Raw genomic sequence first — 19,137 nt, 5'->3', positions numbered from 1 at the left:
CCTACGTCGCCGGGGCCTCGGCGGCCGTGGGGCCGCCGTCCAGGGCCGTGACCTCGGCGCTGGTGCCGCTGGCACTCGCTGCGTCCGCGGCGGATCCGTCGCCCATCGCCTCGGTCGGCTGCTCGAACTGGGTGCGGTACAGCTCCTCGTAGCGCCCTCCGGCGGCCAGCAGCGCGGTGTGCGTACCGCGCTCCACGATCCGCCCGCCCTCGACGACGAGAATGAGATCCGCCGCCCGAACCGTGGACAGCCGGTGGGCGATCACCACCGCGGTGCGCCCGTCCAGCGCCTCGCCGAGCGCCTCCTGCACATCCGCCTCCGAGGTGGAGTCCAGATGTGCGGTGGCCTCGTCGAGGATCACCACCCGGGGCCGGGCCAGCAGCAGCCGGGCGATGGTCAGCCGCTGGCGCTCACCGCCGGAGAGCCGGTAGCCGCGCTCGCCCACGACGGTCTCGAGCCCATCCGGCAGGGAGGCGATCAGCCCCTCCAGCCGGGCCCGGCGCAGCACCTCCCACAACTCCTCGTCGGTGGCCTCCGGCCGGGCCAGCAGCAGATTGGCGCGGATCGAGTCATGGAAGAGATGGCCGTCCTGCGTGACCATGCCGAGGGTGGCGCGGATCGAATCGGCCGTCAGATCGCGGACGTCCACCCCGGAGAGCCGTACGGCGCCGCCATCGGCGTCGTAGAGCCTGGGCAGCAGTTGCGCGATGGTGGACTTCCCGGCGCCGGAGGAGCCCACCAGCGCGACCATCTGGCCCGGTTCGGCGCGGAAGGACAGCTCGTGCAGGACCTGGACGCCGCCGCGGGTGTCCAGGGTGGCGACCTCCTCCAGGGAGGCGAGGGAGACCTTGTCCGCGGCCGGGTAGCCGAAGTCGACGCGGTCGAACTCGACGGACACGGGCCCGTCGGGCACCTCGCGGGCGTCCGGCTTCTCCTTGATCAGCGGCTCGAGGTCGAGCACCTCGAAGACCCGCTCGAAGCTGACGAGCGCGCTCATCACCTCGACCCGCGCCCCGGCCAGCGCGGTCAGCGGCGCGTACAGCCGGGTCAGGAGCAGCGCGAGCGCGACGACGGCGCCGGGGTCGAGCCGCCCGCGCAGCGCGAACCAGCCGCCGAGGCCGTAGACCAGGGCGAGGGCCAGGGCGGAGACGAGGGTCAGGGCGGTCACGAAGGAGACCTGGACCATCGCGGTCCGCACCCCGATGTCCCGCACCCGCCGGGTCCGCGCGGCGAACTCGGCGGACTCGTCGGCGGGCCGGCCGAAGAGCTTGACCAGGGTCGCCCCGGGCGCGGAGAAACGCTCGGTCATCTGGGTGCTCATCGCGGCGTTGTGCGCGGCCGCCTCGCGACGCAGCTTCGCCAGCTTTCCGCCCACCCGGCGCGCGGGCAGCAGGAAGAGGGGCAGCAGCACCAGCGTCAGCAGGGTGATCTGCCATGAGATCCCGATCATGACGACCAGGGTGAGCAGCAGCGTCACCATATTGCCGACCACTCCGGAGAGGGTGTCGCTGAACGCCCGCTGCGCGCCGATGACGTCGTTGTTGAGCCGGCTGACCAGCGCACCGGTGCGGGTCCGGGTGAAGAACGCCACCGGCATCCGCTGGACGTGGTCGAAGACGGAGGTGCGCAGATCGAGGATCAGCCCCTCGCCGATGTTCGCCGACAGCCAGCGGGTCAGCAGCCCGAGGGCCGCCTCCGCCACGGCGATCGCGGCGATGAGCCCGGCCAGCCCGAGCACCGTGTCCTGTCCCGAATGGTGGACGATCGCGTCCACCACCCGGCCCGCCAGCAGCGGTGTCGCCACCGCGAGCACCGCCGTGACCGTGCTCAGCACCAGGAAGAGCTGAAGCCGACGGCGGTGCGGACGGGCAAAGGCGCCGATGCGGCGCAGCGTCTCGCGGGAGAAGGGCCGCCGGTCGTCGCTGGCATGGGATGCCTGATACAGGGAATGCCAGGCGGTCACTTCGATATCCATCACGTACCTCCGAGGTCTCGTGAGGAACGTAGGACTTCAACTGAGGTTGAAGTCAACATCCACCGCCCGGCGCGCCCGATGGCCGCCTTTCAGCCCTGTGGACCTGTCCAGGCGTCAGCCCTGTGCACCTGTCCAGGCGTCAGCCCTGTGCACCTGTCCAGGATCGCCGTGCCACTGGAGCGGCTTCAGCCCCGCGGCCCCGCTCAGGCTCCGAGCCGCTCAGGCTCCGAGCCGCTCAGGCTCCGAGCCGCTCGCCCTCCGCGATCCGCACCCCGCGCGCCCAATCCGCCGCGAGCATCGGCTTCTTGCCCTGCGGCCGCACCCAGGTCAGCTCGACGGCATGGCTGCCCGTGCCCACGTACACGGCCTTCTTGGTCGCGGCCAACCGCCCGGGCTCCAGATCCGTACGGTCCGCCACCGGCCGCGCCGAGACGACCTTCAGCCGCTCCTCGCGGAAGGTGGTCCACGCGCCCGGGGCAGGGGTGCACGCCCGCACCAGCCGGTCGACGCGCAGCGCGGGCGCCGTCCAGTCGATCTCCGCGTCCTCGACGGTGATCTTCGGGGCGAGCGAGATGCCCTCGGCAGGCTGCGGCACCGGGAGCAGGGTGCCGTTCTCGATGCCGTCCATCGTCGCCTCGAGCAGCCCCGCACCGGCGAACGCGAGCCGGGTCAGCAGATCGCCGCTGGTGTCGGAGGCCCGCACCTCCTCCGTCACCACCCCGAACACCGGCCCGGAGTCCAGCCCTTCCTCGATCTGGAAGGTCGAGGCGCCGGTCATCTCGTCGCCCGCGAGCACGGAGTGCTGCACGGGTGCCGCGCCCCGCCACGCGGGGAGCAGCGAGAAGTGCAGATTGACCCAGCCGTGCGCGGGGATCTCCAGCGCTGCCTTGGGCAGCAACGCGCCGTAGGCCACCACCGGGCAGCAGTCGGGGGCGATCTCCCCGAGCCGGGCGAGGAACTCCGGATCGCGCGGCTTGGCCGGCTTGAGCACCTCGATACCCGCCTCCTCGGCCCGTTCGGCGACCGGGCTGGCCACCATCCGGCGACCGCGCCCGGCGGGCGCGTCGGGACGGGTCACGACGGCCACCACCTCGTGCTTCTCCGACGCGATCAGCGCGTCCAGAGCGGGCAGGGCGACCTCGGGGGTACCGGCGAAGACGAGCCTCATGGGTGGCGAACTACCTCTCACACAGCGGATACGGCGAACGTCGCAAACAGCCCCTGAAGTCTATGGTCCGCCGGCCGAGGGGGCGTACGGGCGGACTCCCGCACGCCCCGGACCGTGACCGACGGGCGGGTGCCGCGTTGGTCAAGGCAGATTGACCGCATCGGGCCGCTGCCGCGGCCCGATGCGTTTCCCGCCGTACGCTCGACTTCCCCCTCCACCCCCCCAATCCCAAATCCCCCCATCCCCCGTCAACGCCCGTTCGAGAGGCTTGTACATGGCCGACCACGCAACTCATGACGCCCAGGCACGGGCCAGCCTGCACCTCCTGGTCCGGGACATCGAGCGGGTCCGCCGGCAGGTGGACGCGCTGCGCACGCTCACCGCCCAGCTCGGCAACGTCTACCGCCCCCGGCGCACCGGCCCGTCCGCCGGTTTCGTGGTCTACGGACGGGCTCCGGCCCCCACCGTGCGGCTCGCCCAGGAACTGCGCGACAGCGTCGAGACACTGGTCACCGCCGCCGTCGACTTCGACCGCTCGCTGGGCTTCTCCTGGGACGCGGTGGGCTCCGCGCTCGGCGTCACCAAGCAGGCGGTGCACCGCCGTTACGGCTCGCGCCGGGCCACCGCGCAGAACGCGCCCGAGGGCGGCGAACCGTCCCCGGGCCGCCCGGCCGAGCCCGCCGCCGTACCCTCGGTGCCCGCCGCGCGCACGGTCCCGCCGCAGTCGACCCCGTCCCTCCGCGAGGACCCCCGCCCCAGCCCTTTCCCCAGCCCCCGCCACGGCTGAGCGCCCCCCCTTTTTGGTCAGCCAATGTCCAAGGGATCCACCCGCACCGCGGGATCCTTCTCCCCCCTCGCCAGGCGGCCCGCCTTCGCCTCCTTGAGGGCCGCCGCGAGGGCGCTGCCCTGGCCGGGGCGGACCCGTAGCAGCGCGCGTTCCCAGACCTCGCCCGGCGGCGGGTCTCCGGGGCGGCGCGGACGTCCCGGCGGCGCCGGGGGCAGCGGAACCGGGCCCAGTGTCTCGGCCCCCTCGGGGAGCCCGGCCGAGGCGATCAGCTCGGCCACCGCCTCCGCGGGGCCGGTCACCGCCGCCATCCGGGAGATCGGCGGAAAGCCCAACTGGGACCGCTCGGCCAGCTCGCGCGCCGCATAACCGGCCGGGTCCCAGCGCACCAGCGCCTGAACGGGCCGCTGCGTCGGCTCGGCCATGATCACCACGGTGCCGCCCCGGCCGTCACCCCCCTCGCCCCCGCCCCCATCTCCATGGCCGCGGACCAGCGAGGCCGCCTCCAGCCAGTGGTGCAGCGCGTCCTCACCGGCGCGCAGATCGGGGCGGCCGAGCAGGGCCCAGCCGTCGAGCAGCAGCGCCGCGGCGTAACCGCCCTCGGCGACCGGCTCGGCGCCCGGCGTGCTCACGACGAGCGCCGGACGGTCGGGTACGGACGTCAGCACATGGTCACGGCCGGAGGTGCGCACGGGCACGGCCGGAAAGGCGCGGCCCAGTTCCTCGGCGGTGCGCCGGGCCCCGACTATGGACGCCCGCAGCCGGACGCCCCCGCATTCACGGCAGTGCCAGGCGGGTTCGTCCCGCCCGCACCATCCGCACACCAGGTGCTCCGCGTCCCGCGCCTCCAACGGGCCCGAGCAGTGCGCACAGCGCGCGGGCTCCCGGCAGCGCTCACAGGCCAGCTTCGGGACGTAGCCCCGGCGCGGCACCTGCACCAGCACCGGGCCCCGGGTCAGCGCCTCCCGTACGGTCTGCCAGGCGAGCGTGGGCAGCCGGGCGGCACGGGCCTCCGCGTCCCGGGCCACCTCGCCCTCGTCGACCGTACGGATCAGCGGGGCGGCCGCCCGGACCTGCTCGCGGTCGGCTTCGAGCGGCCTGGCCCAGCCGTTCTCCACCAGTTGGGCGGCCTCGACGGTGCGGCCCAGGTCGCCCAGCAGAAAGCCCGTCTTCTCATGAACGGCGCGCAGCAGCAGCACATCGCGGGCATGCGGCTGGGGCAGCCGGTCGTCGCTGTGGCTGCGGTCCCCGTCGTCCCAGACCCCGACCAGCCCGAGCTCCCGGACCGGTGCGAACATCGCCGCCCGGGTGCCCACCACGGCCCGGACCGAGCCCCGGCTGACCGCCAGCCAGCGGCGGTAGCGCTCCTCGGGCCCGAGGTCGGCGGTGAGCAGCACATGCCGCCCCGGACCGCCGAGCACCGCCGTGAGCGCCGCGTCCACCCGCTCGGCGGTCCGCCCGTCCGGCACGACGACGAGCGCGCCGCGCCCGGACGCGAGCGTGGCGGCCACGGCGGTGGCCCACTCCCGGGGCCAGTGCGGCCCGGGCAGCGCGGTCCATACGGCCCGCGGCCGGTCACCACGGGCAAGCGCCTCCAGAAACCCGGGCCCGGCCGGATACCGCGCCCAGCTTCCGGGCGCGGGCGGCTCCGGCGGGGGCAGCGGCGGCGATGACGGCTCGCCCTCGGCGCGAGCGTTGCGCTTGGGCAGGGCAAGCTGCAACACATCGGCGAGCGATCCGGCATACCGGTCGGCCACCGCCCGGCACAGCGCCAGCAGCCCCGGCCCCAGCACCGGCTCCGGGGACACCACCTGCGCGAGGGCGGCCAGCGGGCCCCGGTACTCGGACTCGGCGACGCGCTCGATGATGTACCCGTCGAGCAGCCCACCGCCCTCGCGCCGCCCCTCGCGCACCTTCCCCGTCCCGGCCCCGAACCGCACCCGCACCCGCACCCCGGGCCGGGCCTCGGCGGCCATCTCGGCCGGCACCGCGTAATCCCACAGCTTGTCGAGGTGGACCGGCCCCTTGTCCACCAGCACCCGCGCCACGGGCAGCTCCCCGGCCAGCTTGGCCCCCCGCCAGGTCCGCGGCCTGGCCCGCTCCCCCTTGGCCTTGCGCACGGTCTCCCGAATGAGCGCGAGCTGCTCCCCCTCCGACGCCTCCGCCGGATCCTTCGGCCGCTCGTTGTCCCTGCTCACAGATCAAGTCTTAGCAGACCGCACGGACAGCGAGGCACGCGAAGGCCCGGACGCCGAGGGGCGTCCGGGCCTTCGCGGAATCCGTGACCGAAAGCGGGGGTCCTACAGGCCCGCCGCCGCGCGGAGGGCGTCGACGCGGTCGGTGCGCTCCCAGGTGAAGTCGGGGATCTCGCGGCCGAAGTGGCCGTACGCCGCGGTCTGGGCGTAGATCGGGCGCAGCAGGTCGAGGTCGCGGATGATCGCGGCCGGGCGGAGGTCGAAGACCTCGGAGATGGCCTTCTCGATCTTCTCGGCGTCGACCGCGGCGGTGCCGAAGGTCTCGACGAAGAGGCCGACCGGCTCGGCCTTGCCGATGGCGTACGCGACCTGCACCTCGCAGCGCTGGGCGAGGCCGGCGGCCACCACGTTCTTGGCGACCCAGCGCATGGCGTAGGCGGCGGAGCGGTCGACCTTGGACGGGTCCTTGCCGGAGAAGGCGCCGCCGCCGTGGCGGGACATGCCGCCGTAGGTGTCGATGATGATCTTGCGGCCGGTGAGGCCGGCGTCGCCCATCGGGCCGCCGATCTCGAAGCGCCCGGTCGGGTTGACCAGCAGGCGGTAGCCCTCGGTGTCGAGCTTGATGCCGTCCTCGACCAGCTCGTTCAGCACATGCTCGACCACGAATTCCCGGATGTCGGGGGCCAGCAGCGAGTCCAGGTCGATGTCGGAGGCGTGCTGCGAGGAGACGACGACGGTGTCCAGGCGGACCGCCTTGTGGCCGTCGTACTCGATGGTGACCTGGGTCTTGCCGTCGGGGCGCAGGTAGGGGATGGTCCCGTTCTTGCGGACGTCGGACAGCCGGCGGGAGAGCCGGTGCGCCAGGTTGATCGGCAGCGGCATCAGCTCGGGCGTCTCGTCGCAGGCGTACCCGAACATCAGGCCCTGGTCGCCCGCGCCCTGCTTGTCCAGCTCGTCTTCCTCTTCACCTGCGGCGGTACCCTCGACCCGCAGCTCGTAGGCGGAGTCCACGCCCTGGGCGATATCGGGGGACTGTGAGCCGATCGACACCGAGACACCGCAGGAGGCGCCGTCGAAGCCCTTCTTCGACGAGTCGTAGCCGATGTCGAGGATCTTGTTCCGCACGAGCGTCGCGATCGGGGCGTACGCCTTGGTGGTCACCTCGCCGGCCACATGCACCAGGCCGGTGGTGATCAACGTCTCGACGGCGACCCGGGAGGTCGGGTCCTCCTTGAGAAGGGCGTCGAGGATGGTGTCGCTGATCTGGTCAGCGATCTTGTCGGGGTGACCCTCGGTCACGGATTCCGAGGTGAACAGGCGGCGGGACACATCGCTCCCTGGGGTTGCAGCGGCTGCTGGCTGATCATGGTCGGACCGCTCGGGAGCTGCGCCCGGTGCGGTTCCTGGGCCAGTTTATCCGGCAAGTCCACCGGTCAAGCATCCCCGTCCCACAGAACGGGCAGGCCCGTGACCGGGAACATACCTTGCCTCAAGCCGAAATACAGCCCCACCCCGCCGTGGCAGGCACGTGTCATGAGCCCGATCGGCCGCAGTACGGGCCCCGCCGAGGGCGTCCGCCGGGCCCTGTACGAGGCCCGCCGGACGCCGCCCGAGGCCCGGGGTCCGGGCTCATCCCAGGCGGTCGGCCACCAGATCCCAGACGGTGTCGGCGAGCGCGCCCTTGGGGCCGTACGGTACGGGCGTCTCGGTGCCGTCGGCGCCGAGCACCACGGCCTCGTTGGTCTCGGCGCCGAATGTCTTGTGCTCCCCGACCTCGTTCACCACCAGCAGATCGCAGCCCTTGCGGGCGAGCTTGGCGCGGCCGTTGGCGAGCACATCGTCGGTTTCGGCGGCGAAGCCGACCACGATCTGGCCGGGGCGGGCGCGCTCGGCGGAAATCTCGGCGAGGATGTCCGGATTCCGTACCAGGGCGATCGGCTCGGGCTCCTGGCCGTCGCGCTTCTTGATCTTCCCCTCGGCGTAGTGCGCGGGGCGGAAGTCGGCGACGGCGGCGGCCATCACCACGGCGTCGGCGTCCGCGGCGGCCTTGAGCACGGCCTCCCGGAGCTGTGCGGCGGTGCCCGCGCGCAGCACATCGGCGCCGGCCGGGTCGGGCAGCTCGCTGTTGGCCGAGACAAGAGTCACTCGCGCGCCCCGGGCGACGGCGGCACGGGCCAGGGCGTACCCCTGCCGGCCGGTGGAGCGGTTGCCGAGGAAGCGCACCGGGTCCAGCGGCTCGCGGGTGCCGCCGGCGCTGACCACGACATGGCGGCCGGCCAGATCGGTGGTGTGCGCCCCGGCGCCGCGGGCCAGCACCCGGCGGCAGACCTCGAAGATCTCCCCGGGGTCCGGCAGCCGCCCCTTGCCGGTGTCCACACCGGTGAGCCGCCCCACGGCGGGTTCGATGACGATCGCGCCGCGACGGCGCAGGGTCGCCACGTTCTCCTGGGTGGCGGGGTGCTCCCACATCTCGGTGTGCATCGCGGGCGCGAAGACGACCGGGCAGCGCGCGGTGAGCAGGGTATTGGTGAGCAGATCGTCCGCCAGGCCATGGGCGGCCTTGGCGAGCAGATCGGTGGTGGCGGGGGCGATCACGACCAGATCGGCGGACTGGCCGATGCGGACGTGCGGCACCTCGTGGACGGAGTCCCACACCTCGGTCGCCGCCGGCTGCCCGGACAGCGCCGACCAGGTCGCCTCGCCGACGAAGTGCAGCGCCGAGGCGGTCGGCACGACGCGTACGTCATGGCCGGACTCGGTGAGGCGGCGCAGCAGCTCGCACGCCTTGTAGGCGGCGATCCCGCCACTGACGCCCAGGACCACTTTGGGCTTGTCCATCGCTCGGCTCCCCACCGGGTACGTCGTCCGTCGTACGTCCAGTCACGGTACGCCGGGTCGCGTCACGTACCCATGACACACCACGAGCCCGGCAGTCACTGCCGGGCCGTGGGTGAAGCGATCGAAACCTACTGGGCCGGGCCCTCGATGGCCTCGGAGGTCAGCAGGCCCGCGTTGATCTCGCGGAGCGCGATCGAGAGGGGCTTCTCGTGGACGTGGGTGTCCACGAGGGGACCGACGTACTCGAGCAGGCCCTCACCGAGCTGCGAGTAGTACGCGTTGATCTGCCGCGCGCGCTTGGCCGCGTAGATCACCAGGCTGTACTTGGAGTCGGTGGCCTCGAGCAGCTCATCAATCGGAGGGTTGATGATCCCCTCGGGCGCGGTCATGGGAGAGGACACTCTCTAGCCTTCCTTATTACGCCTCATGGCAAGAGTGAATCGAAGATCAAGCCACTCGCATCAAGGCTAGCAGCTCATTCGCCACGTCCTCGACGGAGGTATTGACCAAGGTCGTATCGAACTCGGACTCGGCGGCCAGCTCGGTCCGAGCGGCCGCCAGGCGCCGCTCGATGACCTCGGGCGCCTCGGTGCCCCGGCCGGTGAGCCGGCGCACCAGCTCCTCCCAGCTCGGCGGAGCAAGGAAGACGAGCTGCGCCTCCGGCATGGACTCGCGGATCTGCCGTGCGCCCTGTAGGTCGATCTCCAGCAGCACCGGCTCGCCCGCGCCGAGGCGCTCCATGACCGCCTCGCGCGGGGTGCCGTAGCGATTGCCCGCGAATTCGGCCCACTCCAGCAGCTCACCATTGGCTATGAGCTTGTCGAACTCCCCGTCGTCCACGAAGAAATAGTGGACGCCGTCCCGCTCGCCGGGGCGCGGTCGGCGGGTCGTGGCGGAGACCGAGAGCCAGACCTCGGGATGTTCTTTGCGCATATGAGCGACGACCGTGCTCTTACCGACCCCTGAGGGGCCGGAGAGCACGGTCAGTCGCGGTCGTGCGGAGTGTGCTGCCATGGAGCGATTATCCAGGTTCCCGGGAGTGCCTGGAAACGCCGGGCGGCGTCAGCCTGCGGCGCCGCCGAACTCACGCTCGAGCGACGCGATCTGGTTGGAGCCCAGACCCCGCACACGACGGCTCTCGGAGATGCCGAGCCGCTCCATGATCTGCTTGGCGCGGACCTTGCCGACGCCGGGCAGGGACTCCAGGAGAGCGGACACCTTCATCTTGCCGATGACGTCGTTCTCCTGGCCCTGCTTGATGACCTCGTGCAGGGACGCGCCGGAGTGCTTGAGTCGATTCTTGACCTCGGCGCGCTCCCGGCGAGCCGCGGCGGCCTTTTCGAGCGCGGCTGCGCGCTGTTCAGGGGTAAGGGGCGGAAGAGCCACGCCTACGTCACCTCGGATGTCGAACTGTCGGATATGGACCGGTGAGGAACCTAGTCGCCCCTCACCTGGGGAGCAACGCGCAACGCAGCAGCGCGTTCGCTCTCGTCGGAGACTAGCGGCCGATCCCGCTCCAGTCAGCGAGAACAGACGAAAAGTCCTGGTCAGACTCGCTCGACTCGGACATTTACGGACAAAGTAGCCGGGTTATTCGGCCACGGCCCGCACTTCCTCAGCCATTCGGGAGGCCGCCGCGACCAGCGACGCGGCGTCCGGACCGTGCCGGAGCACCCCCCTGCTGACGCTCGGAACGACATTTTTGATCGCCGGGCCGAAGACCGCCGGAAGATCGGCGGGGGTCGCGCCCTGGGCGCCGATGCCGGGGGCCAGCAGCGGCCCGTCGATCGTCAGATCGACACACGCCTCCTCCGGGGCCCTGCCCAGCGTCGCGCCGACGACCGCGCCGTACGAGCCGAGGCGGCCCTCGGCGGCCTCGGCGGCGTTCTCGTCCTTGAGCGCCCTCAGCACGGTGGCCGCGACGGTCGAGCCGTCGGGCCGTACCGCGTGCTGCACCTCGGTGCCCTCCGGGTTGGAGGTCAGCGCCAGCACGAAGACGCCCGCCCCCGCCGCCCGCGCCGCGTCCAGCGCCGGGCGCAGCGAGCCGAAGCCGAGATAGGGGCTGAGGGTGACCGCGTCCGAGAACAGCGGGGAGGCCGGATCCAGATAGGCGGCGGCGTACGCGGCCATGGTCGATCCGATGTCGCCGCGCTTGGCGTCCATCAGCACCAGCGCCCCGGCGGCCCGGGCGTCGGCGACGGCCCGCTCCAGCACCGCGATGCCGCGCGAGCCGAACCGCTCGAAGAAGGCCGACTGCGGCTTGAGGACGGCGACCCGCTCGGCGAGGGCGTCCACGACGGTCCTCGTGAACCGCTCCAGACCCGCGACATCGTCCCCCAGGCCCCAGTCGGCGAGCAGGGAGGCGTGCGGGTCGATGCCGACGCACAGCGGGCCGCGGGCGTCCATGGCGGCGCGCAGCCGCGCACCGAAGGGGGTGGGGGTCGTCATTGGTCTCTCCTCAGGAAATTCAGCCCCTCCGGCACCTCCCGGGCCCCTCAGGGGGCACCTCCCAGCGGTAGCCGGGGGAGTTCGAGGAGCGGGGTCCGGGGCGGAGCCCCGGCGGGGGCCCGGCGGGGGCCCGGGGGCTCGCCCCCGGTTCGGGAAGGGGCGGGGTGGGGAACAACGCCGCCGGAGGCGTTACGCGGATGTCTTCGCGCCGACGGCCTCGGCGAGGGTGGCGTACGGGCTCGCGGCGAGCCGCTCCGCGAGGCCGCGGTGGATCTCACGGCACCAGAACGGGCCCCGGTAGATGAAGGCGCTGTAGCCCTGCACCAGCGTGGCACCGGCCAGAATCCGCTCCCAGGCGTCCTCCGCGGTCTCGATCCCGCCGACCCCGACGAGGGTCAGCCGGTCGCCCACACGGGCGTACAGGCGGCGCAGCACCTCCAGGGAGCGCGCCTTGAGGGGGGCGCCGGACAGGCCGCCGGTCTCGGCGGTGAGCCGCGCGTCGGAGACGAGGCCGAGGCCGTCGCGAGCGATGGTCGTGTTCGTGGCGATGATGCCGTCCAGGCCCAGCTCGACCGCCAGATCGGCGACCGCGTCCACGTCCTCGTCGGCGAGATCCGGCGCGATTTTGACCAGAAGTGGCACCCGGCGATCGGTGACCGTACGGTCCGCGGCCTCGCGGACCGCGGTCAGCAGCGGCCGCAGATGGTCCACGGCCTGGAGATTCCGCAGTCCGGGGGTATTGGGCGAGGAGACGTTGACGACGAGGTAGTCGGCGTGGGCGGCGAGCCGCTCGGTGGAGGTCACATAGTCGGCGACGGCCTCCTCCTCCGGGACGACCTTGGTCTTGCCGATGTTGACGCCGAGCGTCGTGGCGAAGGCCGGGCGCCGGGCCGCGAGACGGGCCGCGACCGCCGCCGAGCCCTCGTTGTTGAAGCCCATCCGGTTGATCAGGGCCCGGTCGGCGACCAGCCGGAAGAGCCGCCGCTTGGGGTTGCCGGGCTGCGGCTGGGCGGTGACCGTGCCGATCTCGACATGGTCGAAGCCCAGCATGGCCATGCCGTCGATTCCGGCGGCGTTCTTGTCGAATCCGGCGGCGAGCCCGAAGGGCCCGTGCATCCGCAGGCCCAGCGCCTCGGTGCGCAGCGCCTTGTGGCGGGGGGCGAGGACGGCGGCGGCGAACGTCCGCAGCACGGGGATGCGGGCGGCCAGCCGGATCCAGGAGAAGGCCAGGTGATGGGCCTTCTCCGGGTCCATGCGCCGGAAGATCAGGTTGAACAGGAGCGCGTACATGAGGGGCTTTCTGCGGCAGTGAGCGAGCGGATTCATGAAGAAGGGCGGGCTCATGAAGAGGGGGACACCGGCCGGTGTCCCCCTCCCTCGCCTCACTCCTCGCGGGCGGCGGTCAGATGTTCCGCGTGTTCCTGGAGCGATCGGACGCCGACCGCGCCCCGGCCCAGCGCCTCGATGCCCTGGACGGCGGCCGCGAGCGCCTGGACGGTGGTCAGGCAGGGCACCCCGCGGGCGACGGACGCCGTACGGATGTCATAGCCGTCCAGCCGCCCCCCGGTGCCGTACGGGGTGTTGACGATCAGGTCGACCTCGCCCTCGTGGATGAGCTGGACGATGGTCTTCTCGCCGTTCGGGCCCTCGCCCTCGCTGTGCTTGCGCACCACGGTCGCGCTGATCCCGTTGCGCTTGAGCACCTCCGCCGTGCCCGAGGTGGCCAGCAGCTCGAAGCCGAGGCCGACCAGCTCCCGGGCCGGGAAGATCATCGAGCGCTTGTCGCGGTTGGCGACGGAGACGAACGCGCGCCCCTTGGTCGGCAGCGCCCCGTACGCCCCGGCCTGCGACTTGGCGTAGGCCGCGCCGAAGACCGAGTCGATGCCCATGACCTCGCCGGTCGAGCGCATCTCCGGGCCGAGGATGGTGTCCACCCCGCGCCCGGAGGCGTCCCGGAACCGCGACCACGGCATCACGGCCTCCTTGACGGAGATCGGCGCGTCCAGCGGCAGCGTGCCGCCGTCGCCGCTGGAGGGCAGCAGCCCCTCGGCGCGCAGCCCGGCGATGGTGGCGCCCAGCGAGATCCGGGCGGCGGCCTTGGCCAGCGGTACGGCGGTGGCCTTGGAGGTGAAGGGGACGGTACGGGAGGCGCGCGGGTTCGCCTCCAGTACGTACAGAATGTCCCCGGCCAGCGCGAACTGGATGTTGATCAGCCCACGGACGCCCACACCGCGTGCGATGGCCTCGGTCGAGGCGCGCAGCCGCTTGATGTCGAAGCCGCCGAGGGTGATCGGGGGCAGGGCGCAGGCCGAGTCGCCGGAGTGGATCCCGGCCTCCTCGATGTGCTCCATGACGCCGCCGAGGTAGAGCTCCTCGCCGTCGTAGAGCGCGTCCACGTCGATCTCTATGGCGTCGTCGAGGAAGCGGTCGATGAGCACGGGGTGCTCGGAGATCAGCCCGGCGTGCCGCTCCAGGTACGCGGCGAGCGAGGGCTCGTCGTAGACGATCTCCATTCCGCGGCCGCCGAGGACGTAGGAGGGGCGGACCATGACCGGGTAGCCGATCTCCGCGGCGATGCCCTTGGCCTGCGCGAAGGAGAAGGCGGTGCCGTACTTGGGCGCGGGCAGCCCGGCCTCGGTGAGTACCCGGCCGAAGGCGCCGCGCTCCTCGGCGAGGTTGATCGCCTCGGGCGAGGTGCCGACGATCGGCACACCGTTGTCCTTGAGCGCCTGGGCGAGGCCCAGCGGGGTCTGGCCGCCGAGCTGGACGATCACACCGGCGACCGGGCCCGCCTGCTGCTCGGCGTGGACGATCTCCAGCACGTCCTCCAGGGTGAGCGGCTCGAAGTAGAGCCGGTCGGAGGTGTCGTAGTCGGTGGAGACGGTCTCCGGGTTGCAGTTGACCATGACGGTCTCATAGCCCGCGTCATGCAGCGCGAAGGAGGCGTGGACGCAGGAGTAGTCGAACTCGATGCCCTGGCCGATGCGGTTGGGGCCCGAGCCGAGGATGATCACCGCGGGGGTCTCGCGCGGGGCGACCTCGGACTCCTCGTCGTAGGAGGAGTAGAAGTACGGGGTCCTGGCGGCGAACTCGGCGGCGCAGGTGTCGACCGTCTTGTAGACGGGCCGGATGCCCAGCGCGTGCCGCACCTCGCGGACCACGTCCTCGCGCAGCGAGCGGATCCCGGCGATCTGGGCGTCGGAGAAACCGTGCCGCTTGGCCTCGGCGAGCAGCTCGGGGCCGAGCTTGTCGGCGGCGGCGAGCTCGTCCGCGATCTCGTTGATCAGGAAGAGCTGGTCCACGAACCACGGGTCGATCCGGGTGGCGTCGAAGACCTCCTGCTGGGTGGCCCCGGCGCGGATCGCCCCCATCACGGTGTTGATCCGCCCGTCGGTCGGGACGGCGGCCTTGGTCAGCAGCTCGGCCTTGGTCCCGGGCTCCCCGGTGAAGTCGAACTGGCTGCCCTTCTTCTCCAGCGAGCGCAGCGCCTTCTGGAGCGCCTCGGTGAAGTTGCGGCCGATGGCCATGGCCTCGCCGACCGACTTCATGGTGGTGGTGAGCCGGGCGTCGGCGGCCGGGAACTTCTCGAAGGCGAAGCGCGGCACCTTGACCACGACGTAGTCGAGCGTGGGCTCGAAGGACGCGGGGGTCTGCTCGGTGATGTCGTTGGGGATCTCGTCCAGGGTGTAGCCGACGGCCAGCCGGGCGGCGATCTTGGCGATGGGGAAGCCGGTGGCCTTGGAGGCGAGCGCCGAGGAGCGGGAGACGCGCGGGTTCATCTCGATGACGATGACCCGGCCGTCCTCGGGGTTGACCGCGAACTGGATGTTGCAGCCGCCGGTGTCGACGCCGACCTCGCGGATGACGGCGATGCCGATGTCCCGCAGGATCTGGTACTCGCGGTCGGTGAGCGTCATCGCCGGGGCCACCGTGATCGAGTCACCGGTGTGCACGCCCATGGGGTCGAAGTTCTCGATGGAGCAGACGACCACGACATTGTCGTTGCGGTCGCGCATCAGCTCCAGCTCGTACTCCTTCCAGCCGAGGATGGATTCCTCCAGGAGCACCTCGGTGGTCGGCGAGAGGGCCAGGCCCTGGCCGGCGATCCGGCGCAGCTCGTCCTCGTCGTGGGCGAAGCCGGAGCCCGCGCCGCCCATGGTGAAGGAGGGGCGGACCACGACGGGGTAGCCGCCGAGCCGCTCGACGCCCGCGAGGACGTCGTCCATGGAGTGGCAGATCACCGAGCGGGCGGACTCACCGTGGCCGATCTTGGCGTGGACGGCCTCGACGACCGTCTTGAACTGGTCGCGGTCCTCGCCCTTGTGGATCGCCTCGACATTGGCGCCGATCAGCTCGACGCCGTACTCGTCGAGGGTGCCCGCCTGGTGCAGGGAGATGGCGGTGTTGAGCGCGGTCTGGCCGCCGAGGGTGGGCAGCAGCGCGTCGGGGCGCTCCTTGGCGATGATCTTCTCGACGTACTCCGGGGTGATCGGCTCGACATAGGTGGCGTCGGCGATCTCCGGGTCGGTCATGATCGTGGCCGGGTTGGAGTTGACCAGGATGACCCGCAGGCCCTCGGACTTCAGCACCCGGCACGCCTGGGTGCCGGAGTAGTCGAACTCGGCGGCCTGGCCGATGACGATCGGGCCGGAGCCGATGACCAGGACGGACTGGATGTCGGTGCGCTTAGGCACGCTGGCCCTCCATCAGGGACACGAAGCGGTCGAAAAGGTACGCGGCGTCATGCGGACCTGCGGCGGCTTCGGGGTGGTACTGGACGCTGAACGCGGGGCGGTCGAGCAGCCGCAGCCCCTCGACCACGTTGTCGTTGAGGCAGACATGGGAGACCTCGGCGCGGCCGAAGGGGGTGTCGGACGGCGCGTCGAGCGGGGCGTCCACGGCGAAGCCGTGGTTGTGGGCGGTGACCTCCACCTTGCCGGTGGTGCGGTCCTGCACCGGCTGGTTGATCCCGCGGTGGCCGTACTTCAGCTTGAAGGTGCCGAAGCCGAGCGCGCGGCCGAGGATCTGGTTGCCGAAGCAGATGCCGAACAGCGGCGTGGAGCGCTCCAGCACGGCCCGCATCAGGGCGACCGGGTGGTCGGCGGTGGCCGGGTCGCCCGGGCCGTTGGAGAAGAAGACCCCGTCCGGGCCGACCGCGTAGATGTCCTCGGCGGTGGCGGTGGCGGGCAGGACGTGCACCTCGATGCCGCGCTCGGCCATCCGGTGCGGGGTCATGCCCTTGATGCCCAGGTCGATCGCGGCGACGGTGAACTTCTTGGTGCCGATCGCCGGGACGACATAGGTCTCGGTGGTGGCGACCTCGCCGCTGAGGTCGGCGCCCTTCATCTGCGGGGCGGCCCGCACCTTCGCGAGCAGGGTGGCCTCGTCGGCTACGGTCTGGCCGGAGAAGATGCCCACCCGCATGGCGCCGCGCTCGCGCAGATGGCGGGTGAGGGCGCGGGTGTCGATCCCGCTGATGCCGACGACGCCCTGGGCGGTGAGCTCCTCGTCGAGCGAGCGGCGGGAGCGCCAGTTGGAGGGCGTACGGGCCGGGTCGCGCACCACATAGCCGGAGACCCAGATCCGCTTGGACTCCGGGTCCTCGTCGTTGACGCCGGTGTTCCCGATGTGCGGGGCGGTCATCACGACGACCTGGCGGTGGTAGGAGGGGTCGGTCAGGGTCTCCTGGTAGCCGGTCATTCCGGTGGAGAACACGGCCTCGCCGAAGGTCTCCCCCACGGCCCCGTAGGCCCGGCCGCGGAAGGTGCGGCCGTCCTCCAGGACGAGTACGGCAGGGGCGCTGGCGCCCCGGGTGGAGGTCGTCATCGTTCGGCACCTTCCGTCTGGTTGGTGGGGTGGTTCTGGTCGCTGTCGGGGGTGGTGAGGGCGTCGACCCAGGCCGGGTGCTCGGCGGCGTGGTCGGAGCGGAAGCCCGAGTCGATCAGCTTCTCGCCCAACTGCCAGGTGATCACCAGCAGCCCGCCCTCGGCGAGGACCTTGCCCGCGATGCCCTTGTCGAGCCGGGCGCCGCGCAGCTCGGCGGCGGGGATGAAGAAGTCCCTGGCGCCCGGCCGGACCACGCTCACGCCCTGGTCGGTGAGGGTCAGCTCGACCCGGCTGCGGGTGCCCAGCCCATGGGCGACGATCCGGTCCAGCCACTGCCCGGCGGTGGTGGAGCCGTGGTAGCGGCCGCTCATCGTCAGTCGCGGCTCACCGGGGTCGGACGGGGCCTGGGGCAGCTCGGGGAGGTCGCCCTGGAGGGTGCCGCGCCACTTCCAGCCCTCGCGCATCAGCCAGTAGACCAGCGCGATGACCAGCAGCAGCCCGACGACCCAGCCGATCCGGGCGGCCCAGTCCGTCACGTCCTGCGATTTCTGCTCGGCGGCGAGGCCCGCGAATCCCGCGAGGCCCGCCACCGGATGGCTCTCAGATGTCACGCCAGCTTCCCGTCCACAACCGTCGCCCGGCCCCGCAGGAAGGTGTACGTCACGCGGCCCGGCAGTTCGCGGCCCTCGTAGGGGGTGTTGCGGCTGCGGGAGGCGAAGCCCGCGGGGTTCACCACACCACGGTAAGCGGAGTCGAGCAGGGTGAGGTTCGCGGGCTCCCCGGCGGCGATGGGACGGCCGTGGCCGGTCAGCCGGCCGATGGCCGAGGGCCGCACCGACATCCGGTCGGCGACGCCCGTCCAGTCCAGCAGCCCGGTGTCGACCATGGTGTGCTGGACCACGGACAGCGCCGTCTCCAGGCCGACCATGCCCATGGCCGCGGCGCCCCACTCGCAGTCCTTGTCCTCGTGCGGATGCGGGGCGTGGTCGGTGGCCACGCAGTCGATGGTGCCGTCGGCGAGCGCCTCGCGCAGCGCCATCACATCGGCCTCGGTGCGCAGCGGCGGGTTCACCTTGTAGACGGGGTCGTAGGAGCGTACGAGCTCGTCGGTGAGCAGCAGATGGTGCGGGGTGACCTCGGCGGTGACGTTCCAGCCCTTGGACTTGGCCCAGCGGACGATCTCGACCGAGCCCGCGGTGGACAGATGGCAGATGTGCACCCGGGAGCCGACGTGCGCGGCGAGCAGCACATCGCGGGCGATGATCGACTCCTCGGCGACGGCCGGCCAGCCGCCCAGGCCCAGTTCGGCGGAGACGATGCCCTCGTTCATCTGGGCGCCCTCGGTGAGCCGGGGCTCCTGGGCGTGCTGGGCGATGACGCCGTCGAACGCCTTCACATACTCCAGCGCGCGGCGCATGATCACCGCGTCGTCCACGCATTTGCCGTCGTCGGAGAAGACCCGCACCCCGGCGGCGGAGTCGTGCATCGCGCCCAGCTCGGCGAGCTTCTTGCCCTCCAGGCCCACGGTCACCGCGCCCACCGGCTGGACGTCGCAGTATCCGGATTCCCGGCCCAGCCGCCACACCTGCTCCACGACGCCCGCGGTGTCCGCGACCGGGAAGGTGTTGGCCATGGCGTGGACCGCGGTGAAGCCGCCGACCGCGGCGGCCCGGGTGCCGGTGAGGACCGTCTCGGAGTCCTCCCGGCCGGGCTCGCGCAGATGGGTGTGGAGGTCGACCAGGCCCGGCAGCAGGATCTGTCCGGCGACGTCGAGCACGGTGGCGCCGTCCGCGTCCAGCCCGGTGCCGACCGCGGCGATGCGCTCCCCCTCGATCAGCACGTCCCGCGGCTCACCCCCGAGCACCTTCGCCCCGCGAAGCAGCGTCTTGTGGGTGTCGCTCAT

At 72.0% G+C, this 19,137-nt stretch carries 15 protein-coding genes; 1 reads left to right on the top strand and 14 read right to left on the bottom strand.

Annotation, left to right across the window (positions count from 1 at the left end; genetic code table 11):
- Position 1 precedes the first annotated feature (1 nt).
- Positions 2-1,975: an ABC transporter ATP-binding protein gene (locus ACK1X7_RS39360; RefSeq protein WP_385143003.1), complete on the bottom strand. Its 1,974-nt coding sequence runs from the start codon at positions 1,973-1,975 to the stop codon at positions 2-4.
- Positions 1,976-2,210: 235 nt separating this feature from the next.
- Positions 2,211-3,143, bottom strand: a complete 933-nt coding sequence (fmt, locus tag ACK1X7_RS39355; RefSeq protein ID WP_385143000.1) for a methionyl-tRNA formyltransferase — start codon at positions 3,141-3,143, stop codon at positions 2,211-2,213.
- Between the two features lie 274 nt (positions 3,144-3,417).
- Between fmt and ACK1X7_RS39350 the strand changes: the two genes are divergently transcribed.
- Entirely contained in the window at positions 3,418-3,930 is a 513-nt protein-coding gene (locus ACK1X7_RS39350) for a hypothetical protein (protein ID WP_361493681.1), read from the top strand.
- Between the two features lie 17 nt (positions 3,931-3,947).
- Here the strand turns inward: ACK1X7_RS39350 and ACK1X7_RS39345 are convergent, their stop codons facing one another.
- The 12 genes from ACK1X7_RS39345 to ACK1X7_RS39290 all read right to left on the bottom strand — a co-directional run bounded on the left by ACK1X7_RS39345 (position 3,948) and on the right by ACK1X7_RS39290 (position 19,137).
- Entirely contained in the window at positions 3,948-6,125 is a 2,178-nt protein-coding gene (locus tag ACK1X7_RS39345; RefSeq protein ID WP_385142997.1) for a primosomal protein N', read from the bottom strand.
- A 102-nt stretch (positions 6,126-6,227) separates the two neighbouring features.
- Complete coding sequence (gene metK, locus ACK1X7_RS39340; protein WP_385142994.1) at positions 6,228-7,451, bottom strand: methionine adenosyltransferase; 1,224 nt, start codon at positions 7,449-7,451, stop codon at positions 6,228-6,230.
- A gap of 300 nt (positions 7,452-7,751) precedes the next feature.
- A complete protein-coding gene (gene coaBC / locus ACK1X7_RS39335) occupies positions 7,752-8,960 on the bottom strand; it encodes a bifunctional phosphopantothenoylcysteine decarboxylase/phosphopantothenate--cysteine ligase CoaBC (RefSeq protein ID WP_385142991.1) in 1,209 nt (402 codons plus the stop codon).
- Positions 8,961-9,088: 128 nt separating this feature from the next.
- Positions 9,089-9,349, bottom strand: coding sequence for a DNA-directed RNA polymerase subunit omega (gene rpoZ, locus ACK1X7_RS39330; RefSeq protein ID WP_020867048.1), 261 nt, complete (start codon positions 9,347-9,349; stop codon positions 9,089-9,091).
- 58 nt (positions 9,350-9,407) lie between these two features.
- Entirely contained in the window at positions 9,408-9,974 is a 567-nt protein-coding gene (gene gmk / locus ACK1X7_RS39325) for a guanylate kinase (protein WP_216343653.1), read from the bottom strand.
- 48 nt (positions 9,975-10,022) lie between these two features.
- Positions 10,023-10,346 (bottom strand): integration host factor, encoded by a 324-nt coding sequence (locus ACK1X7_RS39320; protein WP_009713618.1) that lies wholly within the window; start codon positions 10,344-10,346, stop codon positions 10,023-10,025.
- Positions 10,347-10,550: 204 nt separating this feature from the next.
- Positions 10,551-11,408 (bottom strand): orotidine-5'-phosphate decarboxylase, encoded by an 858-nt coding sequence (gene pyrF / locus ACK1X7_RS39315; RefSeq protein WP_385143076.1) that lies wholly within the window; start codon positions 11,406-11,408, stop codon positions 10,551-10,553.
- A 189-nt stretch (positions 11,409-11,597) separates the two neighbouring features.
- A complete protein-coding gene (locus ACK1X7_RS39310; protein ID WP_385145809.1) occupies positions 11,598-12,698 on the bottom strand; it encodes a quinone-dependent dihydroorotate dehydrogenase in 1,101 nt (366 codons plus the stop codon).
- Positions 12,699-12,790: 92 nt separating this feature from the next.
- The gene (gene carB, locus ACK1X7_RS39305) at positions 12,791-16,102 is read right to left on the bottom strand and encodes a carbamoyl-phosphate synthase large subunit (protein ID WP_385145807.1); all 3,312 of its coding nucleotides are present in this window, start codon (positions 16,100-16,102) and stop codon (positions 12,791-12,793) included.
- Positions 16,095-17,234, bottom strand: a complete 1,140-nt coding sequence (gene carA, locus ACK1X7_RS39300) for a glutamine-hydrolyzing carbamoyl-phosphate synthase small subunit (protein ID WP_385145805.1) — start codon at positions 17,232-17,234, stop codon at positions 16,095-16,097. The genes carB and carA overlap by 8 nt, the downstream gene beginning before the upstream one ends.
- Positions 17,231-17,845, bottom strand: a complete 615-nt coding sequence (locus tag ACK1X7_RS39295; protein WP_385145803.1) for a hypothetical protein — start codon at positions 17,843-17,845, stop codon at positions 17,231-17,233. The genes carA and ACK1X7_RS39295 overlap by 4 nt, the downstream gene beginning before the upstream one ends.
- Complete coding sequence (locus ACK1X7_RS39290) at positions 17,842-19,137, bottom strand: dihydroorotase (protein WP_216343659.1); 1,296 nt, start codon at positions 19,135-19,137, stop codon at positions 17,842-17,844. Before ACK1X7_RS39290 ends, ACK1X7_RS39295 begins: the two co-directional genes overlap by 4 nt.

The organism is Streptomyces sp. CY-1, assembly GCF_047218265.1.
GTDB lineage: Bacteria > Actinomycetota > Actinomycetes > Streptomycetales > Streptomycetaceae > Streptomyces > Streptomyces niphimycinicus.
This window is presented reverse-complemented; position numbering and strand designations above follow the sequence as displayed.